The following is a 20555-nucleotide window of genomic DNA, read 5'->3' as shown; positions in this document are numbered from 1 at the left end:
GTAATATTCTTTTATAATTTGGCTTTAAGACCAAGTGAATAATTTGCAGGTGTTTTAAGAATATTATAACCTAAGCTAAAGTCAGGGTCAATGCCTGCGTTATTGGCTTTCCATAATATCCCAAGATTATTTGCATTAAAAAATAATTGCAATCCCTTAATCCCCTTTGCTGACAATTTAAAATCATAAGCAAGGTTAATATACTGGAGCCGGATATGGTCGCCCTTTTCTACCAGCACACTGGAACCACTATAAAAGGCATCTCTGTTATAGTTAGTTCTATACTGATTTACAGGAACATCTGTATATGCTTCATCCCCGGGCTTCAGCCAACGTAGCGCATAATCTGAATGTCCCCGCCAACTGTTAAACAGGTCTGTGTAATTAATAGAATTGCGCCTGAACCAATACCCGAATTTGAATGAAACACCTAATTGTAAGCTGATATTTTTATAAGATACTGCATTGATTAACGAACCGAATTTTGTTGGAATAGCAGAACCAAAATATTTTAAATCTTCTACTTTAGTTTCAGTACCAATAATGCTGTAATAGTCCTTGCTTACCTCACCATTAAGGTATCCTTGTGCTTCACCTGTATTGGGGTCAAGTCCAGCCCATTGATAGGCATAGATAGCATATACAGGCTTTCCATTAACACCGGATATGGGTGGCGAAGAAACATTGACATATTCTTGTGCCAATGTCCTTTCTAAATAATAATCAACTATTTCATCTTTATATAGACTGAAATTCAGTATGGTACTCCACTTAAATGAACGGTCTATATTTACACTTCTTAACTGTATATCCCAACCGTTTCCTTTCATGCTGGCTACATTTCGCAACATATAGGGGTCAACTCCTGTGGTGTAATCCATTGGAGCCATACCAAAAAGATTAATACCTTTTTTGTGATAATACTCTATTGAACCTGTCAAACGTTCATTTCGCAAACGAAAATCTACCGCAAGGTTCAACATCTTGGAGGTTTCCCATTTTAATAATGGGTTGTAGTAATTATTAAAACTTGCGTACGGAGTACCAGTAAAAAAGGATGTATTTGGAAGAAATCTAATCGTGTTTACTGCAACCATAGCGGGGTCAATATTGCCACTAAAGCCGTAGGTTGCCCGGAGGTTGAGATAAGGCAAAAAATCAACCTTATAAAACTTTTCGTTTGAAAGTTTCCATGCAATGCCCGCCGACCAAAAAGGGTTCCATTGGTCGTTAGTTTTTAAGCCGAAAAGGTTGCTGGCATCCCGGCGGGCGCTTGCTGAAATCACATACCTATTGTCAAATGTATAGGCAGCATTGGCGAAGTAGGACATAAATCTTGTACTTGTTTCACCGAGATATTGACCTCTTTGAATATAGTCTGCCCCACCATTAATAATGCTTGGATATGTATTTGTATAGTCCACATTACCCGTAGTTAAATTATTAGGGTTGTAGCCATAATAACGTTCTTGATTTGATTGTGTATGAGCCGACCGTTTTTCACCTCCAATTAAGGCAGTTATATTGTGTTTACCGTATGTATTATCAAAGTTTAATTGTCCTCGTAAATTATTTGCATTTAAAACACTATTGGTTTTGTCCAAAATATCACCATTGGGAACAATGTAAATGACGCTTCCGTTTACGATTTGGGAAAAGCGATTGATATAGTCCCTTGCCATAAAACTATTTTCATCAGCCAAATTGGTACTTAGTCCAAATTGTCTTTCATATTGATAGTTTACAGTTGCGTTCAGCCCTTTAATAATTCGATATTCGAGATTAGCCGTTGCCAATACATCGGATACGTTGCTATTTGATGTTTGGTGCTGCCAATCTGTAAGCGGGTAGTAATTCCAGTCAAGCAACTTTCCGTCACCGAGATTTTGGACATAGCTTTGATTATAGTTCTTTGCTACTGGCAGCGCATTCCCGTTTGCATCCGCCATTAGCATATAAGGCACAAAGGCACTGCTTTTCATAGATACATTATTGTACCCATACCGACCTGACTTATTTTGAGTTTGTGAATAATACAAACCCGTAGTAAGGGAAAGTTGTTTAATAGGACGATAGGTATTTTGGAAACGGATATTAACACGCTGATAAGTAGCCTCTAAGTTGCTTTTATTGTGGTCGTAACCTACCGATGATGTCCAAGAAAATTTGTCTGCGCCACCCTGCGCACTTAAAAAGTATTGCTGATTGACTAATGGCTTATACATATACTCATTAAACTGCGCTCTTGCATCTACATTTCTAAATGCGTCAATTTGCTGTTGTGCCTGCTCCTGTGTCATTGCACCTGTACGCACCTTATTCAAAAGGTCAACAACCGGACTGATTACAGGGCGGCTCGATGAATTGATTTGACTGTTGTAAAAGTTTCGATTAAACAATTCCTGCTCCATATCAATATAATCACTGGACGACATCTGACGGATATAGCCTAAATCGGGCTTTGCTCCAATAGTGAGGTTAGAATTAAACGATAAGGTAATCGGCTGATTAAAACGTCCGCTTTTGGTGGTGATAACGATAACGCCATTTGCCGCCCTTGCTCCCCAAATGCTGGAAGCGGAGGCATCTTTCAGTATAGTTATATTTTCTACAATGTTGGGGTTAATATTGGTAATATCTCCATCATACGGAAAATTATCTATAATTATTAAGGGGTCTTTCTGTCCGTTTATTGTACTCAATCCCCGTATCATCATTTGGGAACTATATTGGCTTCTGCCCGCATCCATCACCATGCTATTAGCAATTGCTGGAAGTCGGGACAGGATGTCCGTACCAACCTGCTGGTTAAACAGTTCGTTGCTTACCGTAGCAAACGAACCTGTTGCCCGCTCTTTAGGTATTTTCTGATACCCTGTTGATACTACTTCCACTTCGTCCAACAAACGGGATGAGGCATTTAAACGGATTTTTAAAGTATCTGTTTGCGGGAGGTTCACGGTTAGCATAGATGGCTCGTAACCTACATGGCTAATTGTCAAAACAGCGATATTTCCATTTGCTGTTTGTATAGTAAAGTAACCCCTGCCGTCGGTACTTACTGTTGTATTTGTCCCTTGCAAGGAAATACTCGCTCCCTCGATAGGCATATTATCATTACGACTAATCACCTTGCCCATAATTTGTCGTTGGGCATACAATGTGCCTGATATGATAAGTAATGTAATAAGAGGTATAAAAAATTTCATTCATCAATTGAGTTAAATCGTAAAAAAATGGAAGCAGTTATTTGTCCTTTATCACGAACATATTGAGGCTTCTTTTTGCTGGTATTAGGTCAAGGTCGTACCTGTTCAATTCTTTCTTAAAACTCGCTAAATCAGTAACCGCTGAAACCTCGATATCCACATTGGAGGTATAGCCAGTTTCGTCAACTATGGGTAGCGTAATAGGAGTATCATCACTAATCATATTAATCATGTTACTAAGTTTTTGATTAATTATTATGGAAGGCGATGCCGGAAAAGTGTTCTTTGATTTTCCTCCTTTGCTTTTTATTTTGTCCTTTTTAGAGGTTCTAACTAAAACAAGACAGTCAACCATTCGCTTCTCAATTGTGCCGTTATAGTCCGAATAGCGGTTAAGGTCTTGTAGCATATAATAGAATAGACTGTCGGCTTTGTCTTCAGGAACAATCATTTCATAGTTATACTGGTTAGACTTCTCATATTCGCCATTATCTTTCTTTATTAAACTTAAAAAAGCAGGTTTTTTAACCTCCACTATCATGCGACTTGTAGAGAACTGTTCACCATTTCGATTAAATAGCTCGTCCACTGTAGCATGATATATATTCATCATTGAGGTATTGGTGATTTGTCTGCCATATACTTTACCATCTTTGGTTCTTCTGAAAACATTTCCCCCCGGAAGTCCGGAATACTCACCTTTGGTAAAAATGGAAAATGCCTGTATCTGTAATCCGTCTATGAGGTATTTGGAAAGGAACAATGGCGTATTAGGGTCAATAAGTTTTTTGGTCACCATTTGTGTATTTTCGTTATCTACAACAGCTTTTATATTAGCATGGGTTACCTCATCCGCACGGGTAGTATTTAATAATTTGCCAGCGGGGTTTATCCATACTATATGCGGAACGCCGATAAATGGAAAGTATTCAGAAAGAAAACTATCATTAATAACCGAATTGACGTAAGTGTGTCCTTTACCTGCACCAGTTTTAAAAAACCTGGTTATTTTATCTGTATCCTCTTGGGTTACTGCCAGCACTTTTATTTTGTCGCCAAATTCATTTTGTAAGGCATGTAGTTTTGGAAAGTTTTTAATACAGGGTGAGCAATAGGTGGCCCAAAAATCCAGTATGATCAGCTTATCCTTGTACTCGCTTAGGGTAATGGTCTTCTTGCCCTGGGGATGGTTTACCACTTGCAAGGGCAGGTTCCAAAGTTCATCGGGGATCTTGTCGCCGATGGCAAGCGGGGTGGGTTTAAAGGTGTTAGCAGCCTTAGCAGAAGCCACTTGTGCGTGGCTCTGCTGTTGGATGGCTGCATACATGAGAAAAACCAGTAGCAAAAAATACTTGCCGGTTCTGCTCACAATCCTACCAAACGTTCCCAGTGCTAAACGGCGGCAAGTAATTGAAAAAAAAATCTTGTTACATAGTGATACGCTCATCATTAAGTGATATAGTTAGGTTTATAAATAGTAAATACTCCATGAGGTGTATCGCTACTTTAAACCGGACTTTTAATGATGGTGCGAAGGTTGAATTTAAGGGAGAAAAATAAAACAACGGGCTTGCCTTGTCCAGCTATGGAAAAGCAGCAATATTGTTTATACTTGTCCGTCAATCTTATCATCTTTATTGGTTGTTATACAAATAACCGATGATTACGGGAGGTTGCACCTCTGGATTGTACAACCAATTAGGAAGAATTTGTTCCATATTGGAAGTTTTACTATATTTGGTAAAATAATAAGCATTGGAATATGAAAATCGGAAGTAACATTAGTCAGCTAAGGACCGCTCAAAAGATCGAAAAAACTTTTATGGCGCAAGAGCTAAATATCAGTGTAGAAGAATATGAAGCTATCGAAAGGGATGAGAGGGACATAACACTTTCTATGCTTGAAGCAATATCACGTTTATTATCGCTTGAAGTTGCCGATTTGATTACGCTCAATAAACCAATTACAGGGATTAGGAATTTCTTCTTTAATCACAACGGAAATTCGGGTGTAAATATTCATGTGCAGGGAATAGACCAGGAGAAGATTAGGCAGGCATACAAAGAACTTTATGCAGAAGAATTAAACAGGATACCCAAACTGGAAAAACTTTTGCGGCAAAATAATATCGAGTTTGATTTTTGAAACGCTTGTATTTATGAAAATCGGTGATAACATACGCGAGATTCGAGAAGTTGAAAAAAACTTTAAGAGAAGCTATGTTGCTGAACGGTTAAATATGTCAACTCGCGCTTACGCCAATATAGAAAACAATCGCACAGATCTTTCAATGAAAAAACTGGAGCAAATTGCGGAAATTTTTGAATGTAGTCCCCAGTACATTCTTACATACAAATCTTCAAAAAAGGAGTTTTATAACTATTTCCATAATTACCCTGAGAATAAAGGGGTTAACATTATGCACCAGAATATTGAAACGAGCGTAGGCAGTATGCTTAGTAATAAGGAAAAAATTTATGAGCTACAGCAGCAGCTTTTGGAAAGTGAACAGAAAAGAATTGCTTTATTGGAAGCTTTACTTAAAAAAAATAATATTGATTTCTAAAAAACTCTATAAATATGAAAATCGGAGATAATATTCGTGATATCCGCGAAAAAGAAAAAAAGCTATCAAAAGAACAGGTAGCAAAAGCATTAGGAATAACCCCAAAAGCTTATAGTAACATAGAAAACAATGTTGCTGATGTGTCTGTGTCCAGGCTATATGAATTGGCAGAAATTTTTGAAGTTGCTCCTGAATACATTCTAACTTACCAAGAGAAATCTGCTTTCACAAATCATTTTAATAACTATGAAGGAAATCAAGGAGTAAATATTATGTATCAGGGATGTACTGCCGATCAAATTAAGAACATTGAAGATCAGATAAAAAAAAGTAAGCAAGAGGCCAGTCGCTTACAGGCAAAGACAAGGAATAACTAACCAATGGATAATAGGTTTGAGGACATTGTAAGGCTAATCAAACAGTCAAGGGCAAATGCTATCAGGGTTGTTAATGCGGAACTGATCAGCCTTTACTGGAATGTGGGCGCATACATTAAGCAAAAATTGTCTGCCGCCGAATGGGGTGATAAGACTGTTGAAGAATTGGCAATTTTCATTCAAAAAAACAACCCGGAACTGAAGGGCTTTAACAGATCAGGGCTTTACAGAATGGTGCAGTTCTTTGAAACCTATGTGTCTTCACAATTTGTCGCCTCACTGCGGCAACAAACACAACATATTGATAATGAGGAGAATAAAATTGTCGCCCCGGCGGGGACACAATTTGAGCCGCAGGACATCAGAAATACTGTTTTGGTACAGTTGAGCTGGACACATCACCGCACTATTTTCTCCCGATGCAAAACGGATGAAGAAAGGCAGTTTTACATTCAGGTAAGCGTTAAAGAAAATTATAGCGTAAGAGAACTGGACCGGCAGATTTCCGCAAGCCTTTTTGAACGCACCATGCTTGGAAACAACAAGCTCTCGCAAACGATAAAGGAAGCCCATGCAGATATAACCAATACATTGAAGGATAGCTACGTTTTTGAGTTTTTGAACCTGCCTGAACCACATAATGAGGGCGATTTACAAAAGGGGCTGGTAAAACAAATGAAAAACTTTATCCTTGAACTGGGCAGAGATTTTCTTTTTATTGGAGAAGAATATAAAGTGCAGGTAGGTAACAGCGATTTTTATATTGACCTCCTTTTTTATCATAGAGGTTTGCAATGCCTGGTGGCTTTTGAATTAAAAGCAGATAAGTTTAAACAGGAACATTTAGGGCAACTCAATTTTTACCTGGAGGCGTTGGATCGGGATGTAAAAAAACAAAATGAAAACCCAAGCATCGGTATTTTGCTTTGCAAGGACAAAGACAGTGAAGTGGTGGAGTATGCACTAAGCCGCAACCTTTCACCAACAATGGTGTCCGAGTACAAAACACAATTGCCGGACAAAAAAATATTACAGCAAAAATTACATGAGCTGTTTGAAAACAGTGAAGATGATAAAAATTAAACAACCATCAAGGAAGATAACGTATTAAAATGGAAAAATTATTTAACTCTACTTTGTCAAATTTAGTTCTTTGATTTTTTTAGGGACGAAACGCACGCCGGACGCGGAATTCACGTAATTTAGCGGTCAGAAAAAAGACACACCCCACGAGTAGAAACCCACGGGGTGTAAATAAAAAAAACTATGGGACGAAAATATATAATTTCCGACTCGTAGAGAGTCGGTTATTGAATTTTCTTCTCCGTTTTGAGTTTCTTTTTTTCACACTCACCCGTAAGGTATCGGGCAATGCCCTGGTTTATTTAAAGGGACTGCTCCTTTGTCGTCGCCGCAATTGCCAGCAGATGGCCATGGAACTTCAGGAGTCGAATCAACAACGCTTACATCATTTTATCACGCAGTCTAAATGGAACGTCCGCCAGGTGATGGATGTAGTGACGGTGCAGTTTTGGAAACTTATCGAATCCCTACATCTTACGGAAGATAGTTGTCTGATTATCGATGAAGCCGGAAATCCTAAGAAAGGACGCCATTCTGCAGGGGTGAAACGTCAATATTGCGGCCAGGTAGGCAAACTTGAGAACTGTCAGGTAGGTGTTTTTGGTGCCTTGTGTGCGGGCTCCCTTGTGAATCTCGTACAAGCCTCTTTATTTGGAACAGCCACTAATGGCAGCAAAATTGAGCAGGCTAAACACCTCATCCGGCATGTAATGAAGGAGCTGAAACTACCCGTTCGCTGGGTATGTTTCGATGCCTTTTATGGGCGGGATGCTGCACTCCTGGCGGATTTGATTAAAAACGAGATGGAGTTCGTAGCCGATGTACAGGACAATTTACACATCTGGCTAGAGCCTTTTCAAATGCGTGTTCCCGTTCAGCAGCCGGGTGCAAGAGGCCGTAAATCGAAGCTTGCAAAACCGAACCGGCCGTCCGTCTCTATAAAAGCATATGCTGCCAGTTTGCAGCCAACCCAATGGAAATTTATTACCGTGCGGCATCAAAGCGGTGGAAAAAAATTGCAGGCATGGTTCCATTCCAGAGAGGTCTATATTATAAATCCGCTTACCAATCGAAAGCAATTGGTAAGTTTATTGATCAGGGAAGACAAAGATGGAACCATAAAATACAGTTTTTGTCATTGCCCGGGTGCCTCGATACAAGAATTGGCATACCGGCAATGCAAACGCTACTTTATAGAAAAAGCTTTCCGGGAAGGAAAAAAAGAACTGGGGTTGAACGAATACCAAACACGCAGTGAAGAGAGCTGGCTAAAACATATGGCCATGATTATGCTGGCTCAATTATTCTTAAACCAGGAAAAACGAATACACTATGAGCACGAGAAATTGTGGTTAACAACACAGGATGTTATTCAAACAATCAAATCTTCGCTTCATTTTGTGAAACGAAGCCTCGAAGATTTATTGGATCACATCCTATCGAAACAACCGCCAGACAAGCGTTTGGTCAGAAGATCACTGTATTTACGAATTTGACAAAGTAGAGTTAAACATAACGGCATCGGGCTTCAGCCTTTTGTTGACGAAGATGGACAGGATACAAATTTTGCCTATACAGATAAGCTGCTGGCACTAAATGTCCTTATTGAATTTTACACGGCTGTTACGGATGATACGGAAGAGAATTACGAAGAGGAAACAGTGGTTTCTGCGATCACTTATACTGAAAACAGATCTTATTCATTTGCACTCTTCCATAGCACGAATGTAATAGGGCCGTTAGTTTTATATAGAATTGTAGCGGATGCCATTCATTTTCTTGAACAATCCGGCAAGGCCACTTTGCTGGAAGACCTGGAGGAAATTTCAACCGGTGGTACTACCTCTGATGTGATGGAAAACGAGACGGATCGGAAAAGGGTGTATGATAGCGATGTTTGGAAGTTTACCTCCGTGCTGGATCTGATAAAAGAAAGGCGGTAGCCAAAAGATTGCAGATCGCAAATCAGGATGAGGGATATTTTCCTATAATTGAAAATTTAAAAGCTTGGATGACATAACAACAGCGCTATTTAGTTCTGTTATTTATACCCATACGCTTCCTGGATTTCCTGAATAAGATCTTCGAAAGATTCGGATATGTGAGTTGTCTTGTATTTGTTAAACTGCCATATTTCTACGCACCAATACCCGATGTCATCATTCCACTAGACTACACCAAAATAGTCCCACGCTGTTAAAGCTGCTGAAAGCGGTTTGTATTTAATGGCTTCCACTACCAGGTAATCAATCTCATTGGTCAGGTTGGAGAATATGCCATCACTTCTGTATTCGGTAAAATTATCCGGTAGCCGTATTTCTGCTTTCATACGATAAAAATATAAAATAGCTATCTTTGAGGCAACCATTTCGTATATTTAGTTCTCCATAGGATAAGGTTAAAGGTTAGGGATCATCTTTTAGTAGTAACCCATTAAAGAAAAGCAGTTTCCATTCATGAAACTGCTTTTTAAATTCATAAAACGTAGAAAATTAAACCATTACCTCAATTGGTAAAGTTGGTATAAAGCCCCGTTATCTCTCGTCCTGCTCATCCATCTTCTTAATGAGCGCATCCCGTAACGCATCAAGGAACTTGGTGCGGTTAATTTTCCTGTTCCGAATTTCGAGATAGGTATGGTAAAAGTTTCCCAAATCAATATTGAAAGCTCTCTCAAAATATTCCGCAATCAACCTAATATCACTATTCCCGTTATCAAAAACACCCTGATAGTGGAGCGAATAAATAAGTTCTATCATGGCAGCTTTACTGGCGGTCCAGTTAAGAGCTGTGAGGGATGGCCGTTTCAATAACAGGTGCTTCTTTATGTGATAAAGCTGGTCTTCGAGGTATAGCTGTATTAAGTCGTTCGCCATTATCTTAGCCACCTTGTAATCGTGTGAGGTTGAAAAGGTATGGTCGGACTGAAAATAGTAAGTATCCAGGCATAGCGTTATATCATGCTTACCCCGCACAAAGAACTTCTCGTCAAGAAAGGAATAATTGTTGCGATAATATTTATAAAAATCGAGGTTGCTGTCAAAGAACCTTTTGAGCTTTTTCAATTCTTTTTTAAGATGTTTTCTTATAGCCTTTGCCCCGTGCGGTTTTCTTATTTCAATTTTATAAATAGCATTATAGTATATCAGTTTGGAAACAATAAGCGGCTTCTGATATTTGAAAAAACGAATCTCCGCATCTATATTCGTAAACCCTTTTTTAAGGACAAAATCTTTTACATCGGATAAGTATTTAATAATAAGCTCTATTACAGCTTCTATCCGCTCTATTGAGCAATCGGCTTCAATCTCTAATTCTTTGATTTCTGTTTCCAACTTCTGAAGCGTTTCAGTATAAAATTTTTCCATACGGTTATTTTGAATTTTCACTGGAGGGTAGTAATGAATGGGTGTCACTACATAGATTTACTATTTGGTAATTATTTCATCCATCTATTTTTTAATGATTGTTTTGCGGCGATTAAGGGCTAAAACGGCAATGATCGCTAAGACCAACGTGAGGATACCACCATACAAAAATTCTCTATCGGGGAATTTCGTGCCTAAAAAACCGGCTATCGGATAAGCTATTGCCCACCATAAATGAGAGAACGCGAAATGTGCACCATATACTTTACCCTGGTCCTGGGGTTCGATATTTTCGCCTATCAGCGTTTCGGAGGGCATGTCGGCAAGTGTTTGCCCGATACCCGCCAACACCCATAAAAAAAGCAACCCGCTGTACGGAACGAAGTTGGCAAGGCTGATAGCTATACCAATTAAAACAGCACCGCTTATCAGTGATTTACTGCGTGTTTTGCTCTTATCCAAACTACCCAGCAAAAATGCTGTAATGACCGCGCCAACACCAAATACAGACATTATCCATCCATAATGCTTATCATCCAATTGCAGGGATGTTTTTACCAGGCCAACGGTATTAACCAATACCATTGCTCCTGCAATGGCCGATATAAATTCGATACTCAAGGCGAAACGCACAATCTTATTTCCGAACAGTAAGCGAATACCTTTCAATACTTCGCCCCACGTCTTTTTGGGCATTGCATTATCGGCAGTATTGATCCCCTTCTGCAATGATGTCTTAGGAATGGTGAGAATAAATAGTATCGCAATTAAAAGGGTTGTGCCGTTTACAAAGAATATCTGTTTCGCGCCTAACCACACTGCCCCGATCCCTGCCAGTGCCGGACCAAAAACACTCAACAACTGGAATGTAGCCATTGACAGACCGTTGGCTTCCCTGTATATATCTTTGGCTACTATCTGCGGAATAATAGCCCTGTATGTTGGCGTGAAGAACGCAGCAAATACATTGAGCGAAAATATTAATACGTACACCTGCCATTCAGCGTTGACAAAAGGAAGCATACACACGATTGCCATTCTTGCAAACTGCGTTATCAGCAATATTTGTTTGCGCTGAAACTTTTCAGACACTACACCTGCAAAGGGCGAAAAAATGATATACGCCGTAACCCGTAATGTAAGAGCCGATGCCAATATAGCGGCAGCGTTACCGGGATTGATTTCATACGTAAGCAACGCCAGTCCCAACCAGGTAAAGGCATCCCCGAACAGGCTTGCGATCTGGGCAAAATAAAGCCTTGCGAAAGTGGTATTCCGCAATGTTTTAAAAGGTTCTGTAAATATTTTTAGTAAAGGTCTTTTTTCCATTATACCATGTTTGTTTAAGTTGCTACCAAAGGCAATCCTGAAAATCGGTTGCCATGTGAAACAATAGACCAAGTGCAATAATTCTGATTATCTTGCTTCCGAACAGCAGTAACAATCCATACACAACTATTGCATAATACGAATGCAGGAAGTGAAACCCGATACTGCATCTGTTTGGGTCGAATATCGGCTCTGCAAATAGGTGATCCATATCAACAAGCATTGTAGTTAATAAGATCATCCAAACCCGCTTCCATTCCTTTTTGAAAAATACAAAGGCGACTAAGCCGGGAAAAAGGAAGTGTAAAGAGTAGTGGACAATATTTTGCATTACGGATAAGGACATTTTTGGGTTACAATAGCTTTTTTTTGGTTTCTTTTAGTTGAATTTGAAAGATTGTAATAGCGTCATTAGCTATAGATTATCAAACAGTATTTGTCTTAGATAAATAAAGCCCTGAAGATATAATCCTCAAAGCCTTATTGGTTTTTCACTACAGCCATTAATCACTGTAATGGTTTATTGAAAAATTAATGCTGATGGCCGTGTGCTTTGTCAGCAGCAGAAACCTCATTTTTAAACTTTCCAACTAATTTCTTGCCCTCAACAGTTATAGTAACGGTGCAATTTGTATGAATGCCGTTTTTAGGTAATGCAACTGTTAGTGCTCCATTTTTATCCGCTTTAAGATCTGAAGTTGATTTTGTGCCATTTTCAAAAGCAAACTCTACAGAGCCGGTGGCGGGCTTACCTAATGTTTTAGCATTGGCATCCAGCACATAGAAGGAAAGCAGATTGTTTCCTTTTACCATTTCGATATGGTACTTGTCAACATCTACCATTTTTCCACCGTGAGGAGCAGCGCCGTGACCTGTCTGTTGAGCCATTGCTGAGTTAACTGCCAAAGTCGTCATTGCAAGCATTAATGACATTCCAATCAATCTGATTTTTCTCATTTTTTTTGATTTTTAAAAGTGAATAAATAAACGATAACTAAATTTTTATTCTTAAAAGCTTAATTGAATTTAAAAAGACCAATGTATCGGGTAACAGGTGAATAATGGCAGCCTGCACAGGTCCCAATACACCAAGAAGCACGAGTGTAATACCCACGACATGAACAATGCCCACCCCGCCAATAATGTTTTCCTTGATAGTCCTGAATGCTTTTTTACTGATGGCCTTAGACCTGGCTATTTTCTCCAGCTTATCTTCTACTAAAACAATATCAGCAGCTTCCATTGCGGCTTGTGTACCCACCATCCCCATTGAAATGCCCACATTTGCCTGCACCAAAGCAGGGGCATCGTTAATGCCGTCTCCCACCATCGCCACCTTTTCGCCATTGGCTTGCAGATCCTGTATTGCACGGATTTTGTCTTCGGGCAACATATCCGCTCTGAATGACGTAATGCCTAACTGCTGCGACACATGCCCGGCGGTCTGCTGGTTATCGCCTGTGAGCATAATGATGTTTTTTACACCGCTTCTCTTTAATTCCTCAATCATTTCTTTTGCGCCGGGGCGTATAGCGTCTGACACATAAAACACCGATGCTGCACTGCCATCTACTGCCATGTAGATGGCCGTATCGGTCTGGTTCTTACTATTGACGGATACGGGAATCGTATGGTCGTCCATCAGCGTTTTATTACCAATTAATACCTTTTTGCCGTTTATGACTGAACTGATACCTTTTCCTTTGAATACATCGAAAGCCGTAGGCTCCGATAGTGAAACACCCAGATTTTTCGCAAACATCAGTATCGCGTTGGCAAGGGGATGACTGGAACGGTTTTCGGCTGAAGCCGCCAACTGCACCAAGTCCCTCTCGGTAAATCGATCATCCAATATTTCAATTTGGTTAACAGTCGGTTTGCCTATGGTCAATGTGCCGGTTTTATCAAAAACGATGGTTTCTATCTTTGCCAGTTCTTCCAGGAATTTACCGCCTTTAACAAGGATACCCTCTCTGGCAGCCCTGGCTATGGCTGAAATGGTTACCAAAGGAGTAGCCAGCCCTAATTCAGCAGGCGAAGTGAAAATAAGCAGGGCAATGACCAGCTTTACATCTTTAGTAACTAAGTAAACGCCTATTACAAAAAGGAAAACAAATGGTATCAGCCATGCGGCTACCTTATCCGTCAATTTTTCAATCGGGGCTTTACTACTTTCCGCTTCTTCTACCAAAGCGATGATCCTTGAAAATACCGTGTCCTTTCCCGCTTTGGTCATTTCTACGTCCAAAGCACCTAACTCCAGTATCGTACCCGCAAAAACATCTATCCCGGAGGTTTTTTCCACGGGTACGCTTTCGCCTGTTATGGGGGCCTGGTTTACTGATCCCGAACCGGCCAGCACCTTGCCATCAACGGGTATTTTTTCACCCGCCTTTACTACCAAAACATCACCTACCGTGAGCGATGCAATGGATACGGATTGCTCTTTGCCGTCTTTTTTTAAAATGGCTGTCTGTGGTACAGAGCCGATCAGTTCCTTGATGGAGGCTCTGGCTCTTTCACCGCTTGCACTGGCAATATATTCAGCAATCAGGATGATCATCAACACCACTGAACCCGCCAGGTATTCTTTACCTATGACAGATACAATGACTGCAATAGAAATAAATAATTCCGTCCCGATTTTCCGCTCTCTGATAAGTTCCAGTACAGCAGTTTTCAGTAATGAGTATAAACCAAAAGCCGTTGCTGCCAGCAGGACAGGAAGTGGTATGATTTCTAAATAATACAGAAGGCTGGCAATGCCCACTGTAATGATGCGTATGATTTCCCAAAAGAATTGCCGGGAAAAAAAAGTTTGTAAATAATTCATATTATCAGGATTTTAATGAGTGTGTCCTGTCCCTATGTTTGATATAACGACTGATACTATTAGTAAAACTATAAGCAGAATTATTCCAAGAGCAATCAGAACGTACTTCAATATTTTTGACGAACGCCTTTGATTTATACCTCCTTTCTTTGGGGGCGGAGGTACAAATCTCCTTTTCCTTTTATTCTTCTTCCTCGGCATTTCTAATTGCGGATAAAATAGTATAAGCGTTTTTGACAACAACAGTGAGCTGCCCTGCATCGACTGTTGATGGCAATTCAATAGCTGTATAGCCTGTCTGCTCTACACCTTTTGAAACCGGGATTAATTGGAACGTGTGGTTGCCTTTTTCCTGTTTTGTCTCAACAATAATATAGTCCGTTCCCTCCAACTGGACGAGGGCCTCGGATGGAACTGCGCTCTGTTGTGCCGTACCGGTTTCAAGTAATGCCTTTACATACATGCCCGGAAGTAAGCCGGATTCCTGGGTAAAACGGCAATGCACAGGTATCATCTTATTGTCGTTAGCAGCCTGTCCAACGAGATATACCTTTGCTGTTCTGTCATATTTGTTTTCGTTGGATAAGGAGAATTTAACCGATTGTCCTATACGGATCTTACCTAAATCTTTCTCAAAGGCATTCAATGCAAGATGCAGGTCGCTTGTTCCCATAATTTCAAAAAGTACATCGGTGGATGCTACATATTTTCCGATGTCCACATTACTTGTTTTTACATATCCGGATATAGGGGCATATATGTTTGCCGTTCTTGAAATGCTGTTGCTTTTCTTCAAAGCCGAACTACTGATCCCTATCAAAGCCATCTGCTGTTCCAATCCCGAAATTTTGGCTTTCATTACTTTCAGGTCGGAGCTTACCTGCTGGAAAGTTTTGGTAGCGTTGACATCTTCCTCCCTTAGTTGCTGTTGTCTTTTGTATTCCTCATCTAAATATTCAAGCCGACCTATGCTCTCTAAGTATTGTTGCTGGATAGAAATAAATTCAGGGTTTTCCAGTGTGGCTAATACCTGTCCCTTTCTTACCTGCTGTCCAGGTAGTAAACCGGATGTTTTAATGTATCCGCCTAAAGGCGCTGATACAGAGGCAACACTTCCGGGTTTAGCATTGATGACACCTGTCATTTTTATAATGCTACTGAGGTTGCGGCTTTCGACTGCCCCTGTTTGAATATCGGATAACTTAAATTGGTCGGCTGTAAACGTGATGGTTTTAACACCATTTGCCGCGGTGTCGGTCGTCGCCTGTTCGGGAACTTCTTTACCTTCCGTGTTGCCCTCCTTTTTGTCTTTGCAAGAGGATACTGCTATCATTGCGAAGAGCAGTAGCGGCAAATATTTTATTGATAATTTTGTCATTGCTTAAAAAATTTTGATTACTTGTTTCCTAAAATCGCTTCTATTGAAATCACTATCTGGTTATAGTTATACAGGTTATCCAGGTATTCCGAATGGATATTGCTGGATAGGGTGAGGTTCTGCAAATACTGGGTATAAGAAATATCACCGCTCCTGAAACTTTTATCGGAGTTCTTTATAATCAAATCAGCCTGCGGCAAAGCCTCTTGCTGATAATAGGTGAGCGACTTCTGGTATTTGGTGTACTCCTGCACCAGCTCTCTCAGTTTTCCGTTCAGGTTCGTAGCAGTAAGTTCCACTTCTGCCTTTGCCTTCTGCTCACTGATCCTGGAGGCGTTTACCCTTGATCTGTAACCGCCCGGAAATAAAGGAATGGCTGCTCCAACCTGAAAAAAGTTAAACCTGTCTCTTCCCGTAAAAGTTCGCTCAGCACCGTCTATGAATTGTGTCCCTCTGTATGTTTGACTGCTAAATCCAAGAATAATGTCGGGCAACATTTTACTTTTCTCCAAAGCCGTATTCCGTTGGTTTACCGCAATTTCCTGTTGCAGATAGCTTAACAATGGGTTGTCCGCAGGCGAAACACTTTGCTGCGGCAACGATAGCTCTTTTGCAACCAGTACGGTATCAGCAATGGTAATATCGTCCGTAGTGTTGAGAAGTGTTTGGAGAAGCTGTTTGGCGATTTTAATATCGGCCTCACTTCTTTCAAGTTCATTTTGGATCTGCTTGGACTGAACCGATGAGGTAATGTTCTCTAAACTGGTCGATTCCCCTGTTCTATACCTTGAATTGCTGGCCTTGCTTAGTTTTACATAGATACTATCGAGCTGCACCAAAAGTGTTTTTCGTTCCAATGCGTATTGGTACTGAACATACGCCAGTTTCACGCTACGTGCCAGGTCATTTTCTGTCACGGCTTTATATGCCTGGCTACTCTTTATTTTCTCTTGCGCCAGCTTCGACTGGTTGCCGTACACCGTTGGGAAGTCTATGCGTTGTCCGACATTGAGCAGGTTATCCGTTATAGTGGGATTACTGACGACACCCTGTGTATAAGACAATTCCGTCTTGGGCATTGTAACGCTGCCTTTTTTGAGCGCCTGCTGTAAATTGATATCGTAATTAGCAATTCTTACCTGTGCGTTATTCTTCAAGGCTTCATCAATGGATTGCTGCAAGGTCAATGCTCTTGTTGGGGTTTGTGCATTGCCGAGCATCGGCAACAGGAATAACCCGAAAAGTAAAATTGTTACAGGTACGGTTTTCATCTTCTTGTTTTTAGGAGGACGGGTAAAATAGATGTATAGCACCGGCAACACGACCAAAGTCAGCGCCGTAGCTGTAATCAATCCACCTATTACTACGGTTGCCAATGGACGCTGTACTTCCGCACCTGATGATGATGATAATGCCATTGGCAGAAAGCCCAATGAGGCCACCGTTGCCGTCATCAACACGGGTCTAAGCCTTACACTTGTGCCAATACGCACCCGCTCATAAATGTCCGATATACCGTCTTTCTCCAGTCGGTTGAACTCTGCAATCAATACAATACCATTCAAGACGGCAACTCCAAAGAGCGCGATAAATCCCACCCCGGCAGATATACTGAAAGGCATATCCCGTATAAGCAATGCGAACACGCCACCGATAGCCGATAATGGGATGGCACTGAATATCAGCAATCCCTGCTTTAAAGAATGGAAAGTGAAATATAAAAGCACCAAAATCAGCAGCAAGGCTACGGGTAACGCAACTGCAAGCCGGGCATTGGCTTCTTCGAGGTTTTTGAACTGTCCGCCATAGGTCACATAATAACCCGCAGGCATTTTTACCTTGGCAGCAATAACATCCTGAATATCCTTTACGATACTCTTAACGTCGCGGTTACGGACATTAAAGCCTACCGTGATCCGTCTTTTAGCGTTATCCCGTTGTATCTGCACAGGGCCTGGCTTAAAGCTGATTTCTGCAACTTCGCTTAAAGGGATTTGTTGCCCATCCGGTGTACTCACAAACAGGTTCTGTACATCGGTAATATCCACGCGGGAAGCACTGTCGAGCCTGACCACCAGATCAAACCGGCGCTCTCCCTCATAGACCAGACCTGCTACCTCGCCCGCAAATCCCGCTGAGATAGCACTGTTTACATCTTCTACGTTCATTCCGTACTGCCCGATCTTATCGCGGTTGAACTTGATGTTGATTTGTGGCAAACCGGTTATTTCTTCTACATACAGGTCTTCAACGCCCTCAATGGACTTGATTTTCCTACCCACTTCAGAAGCCAAATCGGATAATACATCCAGGTTCTCTCCATAAATTTTCAATACCACATCCTGTTTTGCACCGGTTAAAAGTTCGTTGAAGCGCATTTGGATGGGCTGCTGGAAGCTGAACGTCGCATTTGGGATAACAGACAGGGATTGCTGCATCTTTTCAATAAGCTCTTCCCGTGTTTCTGCACTTGTCCATTCTTTCTTAGGCTTTAACACTACCATCATATCTCCCGCTTCAATCGGCATGGGATCAGTAGGGATTTCACCGGAACCTATTTTATTGACCACCTGTTTCACTTCGGGATAATTCTTCAGCAAGATGGTTTGTGCCTTTTGGGAAACGCTTATCATCTGATTTATCGAACTTCCAACGGGAACCCTTGTTTCCACGGCAAAATCACCCTCGTCCAACTGCGGGATAAATTCACCGCCCATTCTGTTGAAGGTGATGAGCGTGATAACAAACAGTGCAACCGCAATGGATACCACCAGAAGTTTGCGCTTCATTGCACCATTGATGATCGGAGCGTACACTTTCTGTATAGCCTTCATCATCCGGTCGGAAAAGTTTTGCTTATGCACGGTTTTCTTGCTTAACACCAAAGCAGACATCATAGGAACATAAGTAAAAGAAAGGATAAAGGCTCCTAAAATGGCGAAAGACACCGTTTGAGCCATTGGCGTGAACATTTTGCCCTCCACGCCAACCAATGCCAACAGTGGGAGGTAAACGATAAGGATAATGATTTCGCCGAATGCAGCAGCCGAACGGATTTTGCGTGAGCTTTCATAGACCTCTTCATCCATCTGGTCCTGGGTGAGTTTTTCCACCCCACCATAACGGGCTCTGCTTCCGGTTATTCGGTGCATGACTGCCTCCACTATGATAACTGTTCCATCGACAATGATCCCGAAGTCAATCGCTCCAAGGCTCATCAGGTTACCGGAAACACCAAACAGGTTCATCATACAGATGGCGAAGAGCATTGCCAAAGGAATGACCGATGCGACCACAAGCCCGCCACGAAGATTTCCCAGAAATAAAATCAGCACAAAGACCACGATCAAAGCTCCCTCAATAAGATTGGTCGAAACCGTTGAAATAGCCCCATCTACCAGTTTTTTGCGGTCAAGGAATGGTTCTATTTCAACGCCTTCCGGAAGACTTTTCTGTATTTCAGCGATTTTCGCCTTTACGTTGGAAATAACTGCTGATGAATTGGCTCCTTTCAGCATCATAACGATACCCGTAACCGTTTCACCCTGTCCGTTCCTGGTAGCTGCACCATAGCGGGGGCCGATGCCAAAACCCACCTGGGCAACATCGCGGATGAACACGGGCGCACCACCTTCTTTTTTAACAACGATGTTTTTAATTTCTTCAATGTTCTTTACCAGGCCCTCACTACGGATAAAATAAGCGTTCGGCCCCTTGTCAATATACGCTCCCCCGGTGTTCTGGTTGTTCTTTTCCAGTGCTGTGAATATATCGGATATGGTAATATTCTGACTTGCCAGCTTATCAGGGTCTACTGCAATTTGATATTGCTTTACAAAACCTCCAAAGCCGCTCACTTCGGCAACTCCCGGTGTTCCCAATAACTGCCGTTTGATAATCCAGTCCTGGATGGTTCTGAGTTCAGTAGCATCATACTTATCCTCATAACCTTTCTTGGGGTGGATCACATACTGGAATATTTCGCCCAACCCTGTGGTAACAGGGGCCATTTCCGGCGTTCCAACTCCCTCTGGAATATTCTTTGAGGCTATGGTCAGGCGTTCCTGCACCTGCTGTCGCCCCCAGTATATATCTACCCCTTCGTTAAAAACAATGGTAACAATGGATAGTCCGAAACGTGAAAAGGAACGCATGTCCTTGATCCCCGGAATACTGACCATTGTCTGTTCCACAGGAAAGGTTACCAGTTGCTCCACTTCCTGTGCCGCCAATGTAGGCGACACCGTGATGACCATAACTTGATTATCCGTGATATCAGGTGTGGCATCTATCGGAAGTTTGGTAACGGAATAAGTACCCCAGCATATCAATGCCAGGGTAAACAGACCTATTACCAACTTATTCTTAATTGAAAAATGAATGATTTTATTTAACATGTCATGATGTTGTT

The 20555-nt window shown here is 41.2% G+C and carries 15 protein-coding genes; 6 read left to right on the top strand and 9 right to left on the bottom strand.

All coding sequences use genetic code 11. From position 1 onward, the window contains the following. Positions 1-11 precede the first annotated feature (11 nt). A complete protein-coding gene (locus UNH61_RS07675; RefSeq protein ID WP_289034708.1) occupies positions 12-3209 on the bottom strand; it encodes a SusC/RagA family TonB-linked outer membrane protein in 3198 nt (1065 codons plus the stop codon). 37 nt (positions 3210-3246) lie between these two features. Beyond that, positions 3247-4659 carry a TlpA family protein disulfide reductase gene (locus UNH61_RS07670; RefSeq protein ID WP_298939038.1) on the bottom strand — a complete coding sequence of 471 codons (1413 nt, stop codon included), beginning with the start codon at positions 4657-4659 and terminating at the stop codon, positions 3247-3249. A gap of 312 nt (positions 4660-4971) precedes the next feature. On the opposite strand from UNH61_RS07670, the gene UNH61_RS07665 reads away from it, so the two are divergent. The 6 genes from UNH61_RS07665 (at position 4972) to UNH61_RS07640 (ending at position 9179) form a co-directional block, all read left to right on the top strand. Further along, the gene (locus tag UNH61_RS07665) at positions 4972-5355 is read left to right on the top strand and encodes a helix-turn-helix transcriptional regulator (RefSeq protein ID WP_289034705.1); all 384 of its coding nucleotides are present in this window, start codon (positions 4972-4974) and stop codon (positions 5353-5355) included. A 13-nt stretch (positions 5356-5368) separates the two neighbouring features. Continuing rightward, a complete protein-coding gene (locus tag UNH61_RS07660; protein ID WP_289034704.1) occupies positions 5369-5776 on the top strand; it encodes a helix-turn-helix transcriptional regulator in 408 nt (135 codons plus the stop codon). A 14-nt stretch (positions 5777-5790) separates the two neighbouring features. Then, positions 5791-6153 (top strand): helix-turn-helix transcriptional regulator, encoded by a 363-nt coding sequence (locus tag UNH61_RS07655; RefSeq protein ID WP_289034703.1) that lies wholly within the window; start codon positions 5791-5793, stop codon positions 6151-6153. Between the two features lie 3 nt (positions 6154-6156). Beyond that, on the top strand, positions 6157-7236 hold the full coding sequence (locus tag UNH61_RS07650) for a PDDEXK nuclease domain-containing protein (RefSeq protein WP_298939037.1): 1080 nt from the start codon (positions 6157-6159) through the stop codon (positions 7234-7236). Between the two features lie 227 nt (positions 7237-7463). Next, positions 7464-8732, top strand: a complete 1269-nt coding sequence (locus tag UNH61_RS07645; RefSeq protein ID WP_326991507.1) for an IS701 family transposase — start codon at positions 7464-7466, stop codon at positions 8730-8732. A gap of 165 nt (positions 8733-8897) precedes the next feature. Then, positions 8898-9179 carry a hypothetical protein gene (locus UNH61_RS07640; RefSeq protein ID WP_326991506.1) on the top strand — a complete coding sequence of 94 codons (282 nt, stop codon included), beginning with the start codon at positions 8898-8900 and terminating at the stop codon, positions 9177-9179. 224 nt (positions 9180-9403) lie between these two features. Here UNH61_RS07640 and UNH61_RS07635 read toward each other — a convergent pair whose 3' ends face one another. The 7 genes from UNH61_RS07635 to UNH61_RS07605 form a co-directional block, all read right to left on the bottom strand. After that, entirely contained in the window at positions 9404-9565 is a 162-nt protein-coding gene (locus UNH61_RS07635; RefSeq protein WP_298939035.1) for a hypothetical protein, read from the bottom strand. 205 nt (positions 9566-9770) lie between these two features. After that, positions 9771-10604 (bottom strand): RteC domain-containing protein, encoded by an 834-nt coding sequence (locus UNH61_RS07630; protein WP_298939034.1) that lies wholly within the window; start codon positions 10602-10604, stop codon positions 9771-9773. 84 nt (positions 10605-10688) lie between these two features. Then, complete coding sequence (locus tag UNH61_RS07625; RefSeq protein ID WP_298939033.1) at positions 10689-11933, bottom strand: MFS transporter; 1245 nt, start codon at positions 11931-11933, stop codon at positions 10689-10691. A gap of 531 nt (positions 11934-12464) precedes the next feature. Then, on the bottom strand, positions 12465-12890 hold the full coding sequence (locus UNH61_RS07620; RefSeq protein ID WP_298939031.1) for a hypothetical protein: 426 nt from the start codon (positions 12888-12890) through the stop codon (positions 12465-12467). 37 nt (positions 12891-12927) lie between these two features. Then, a complete protein-coding gene (locus UNH61_RS07615) occupies positions 12928-14766 on the bottom strand; it encodes a cation-translocating P-type ATPase (protein WP_326991504.1) in 1839 nt (612 codons plus the stop codon). 181 nt (positions 14767-14947) lie between these two features. Then, positions 14948-16144, bottom strand: coding sequence for an efflux RND transporter periplasmic adaptor subunit (locus tag UNH61_RS07610; protein WP_298939030.1), 1197 nt, complete (start codon positions 16142-16144; stop codon positions 14948-14950). Positions 16145-16161: 17 nt separating this feature from the next. Continuing rightward, positions 16162-20541 carry a CusA/CzcA family heavy metal efflux RND transporter gene (locus tag UNH61_RS07605; protein ID WP_298939029.1) on the bottom strand — a complete coding sequence of 1460 codons (4380 nt, stop codon included), beginning with the start codon at positions 20539-20541 and terminating at the stop codon, positions 16162-16164. Between the last annotated feature and the right edge of the window lie 14 nt (positions 20542-20555).

Source organism: Chitinophaga sp. 180180018-3 (genome assembly GCF_037893185.1).
Lineage (GTDB): Bacteria > Bacteroidota > Bacteroidia > Chitinophagales > Chitinophagaceae > Chitinophaga.
This window is presented reverse-complemented; position numbering and strand designations above follow the sequence as displayed.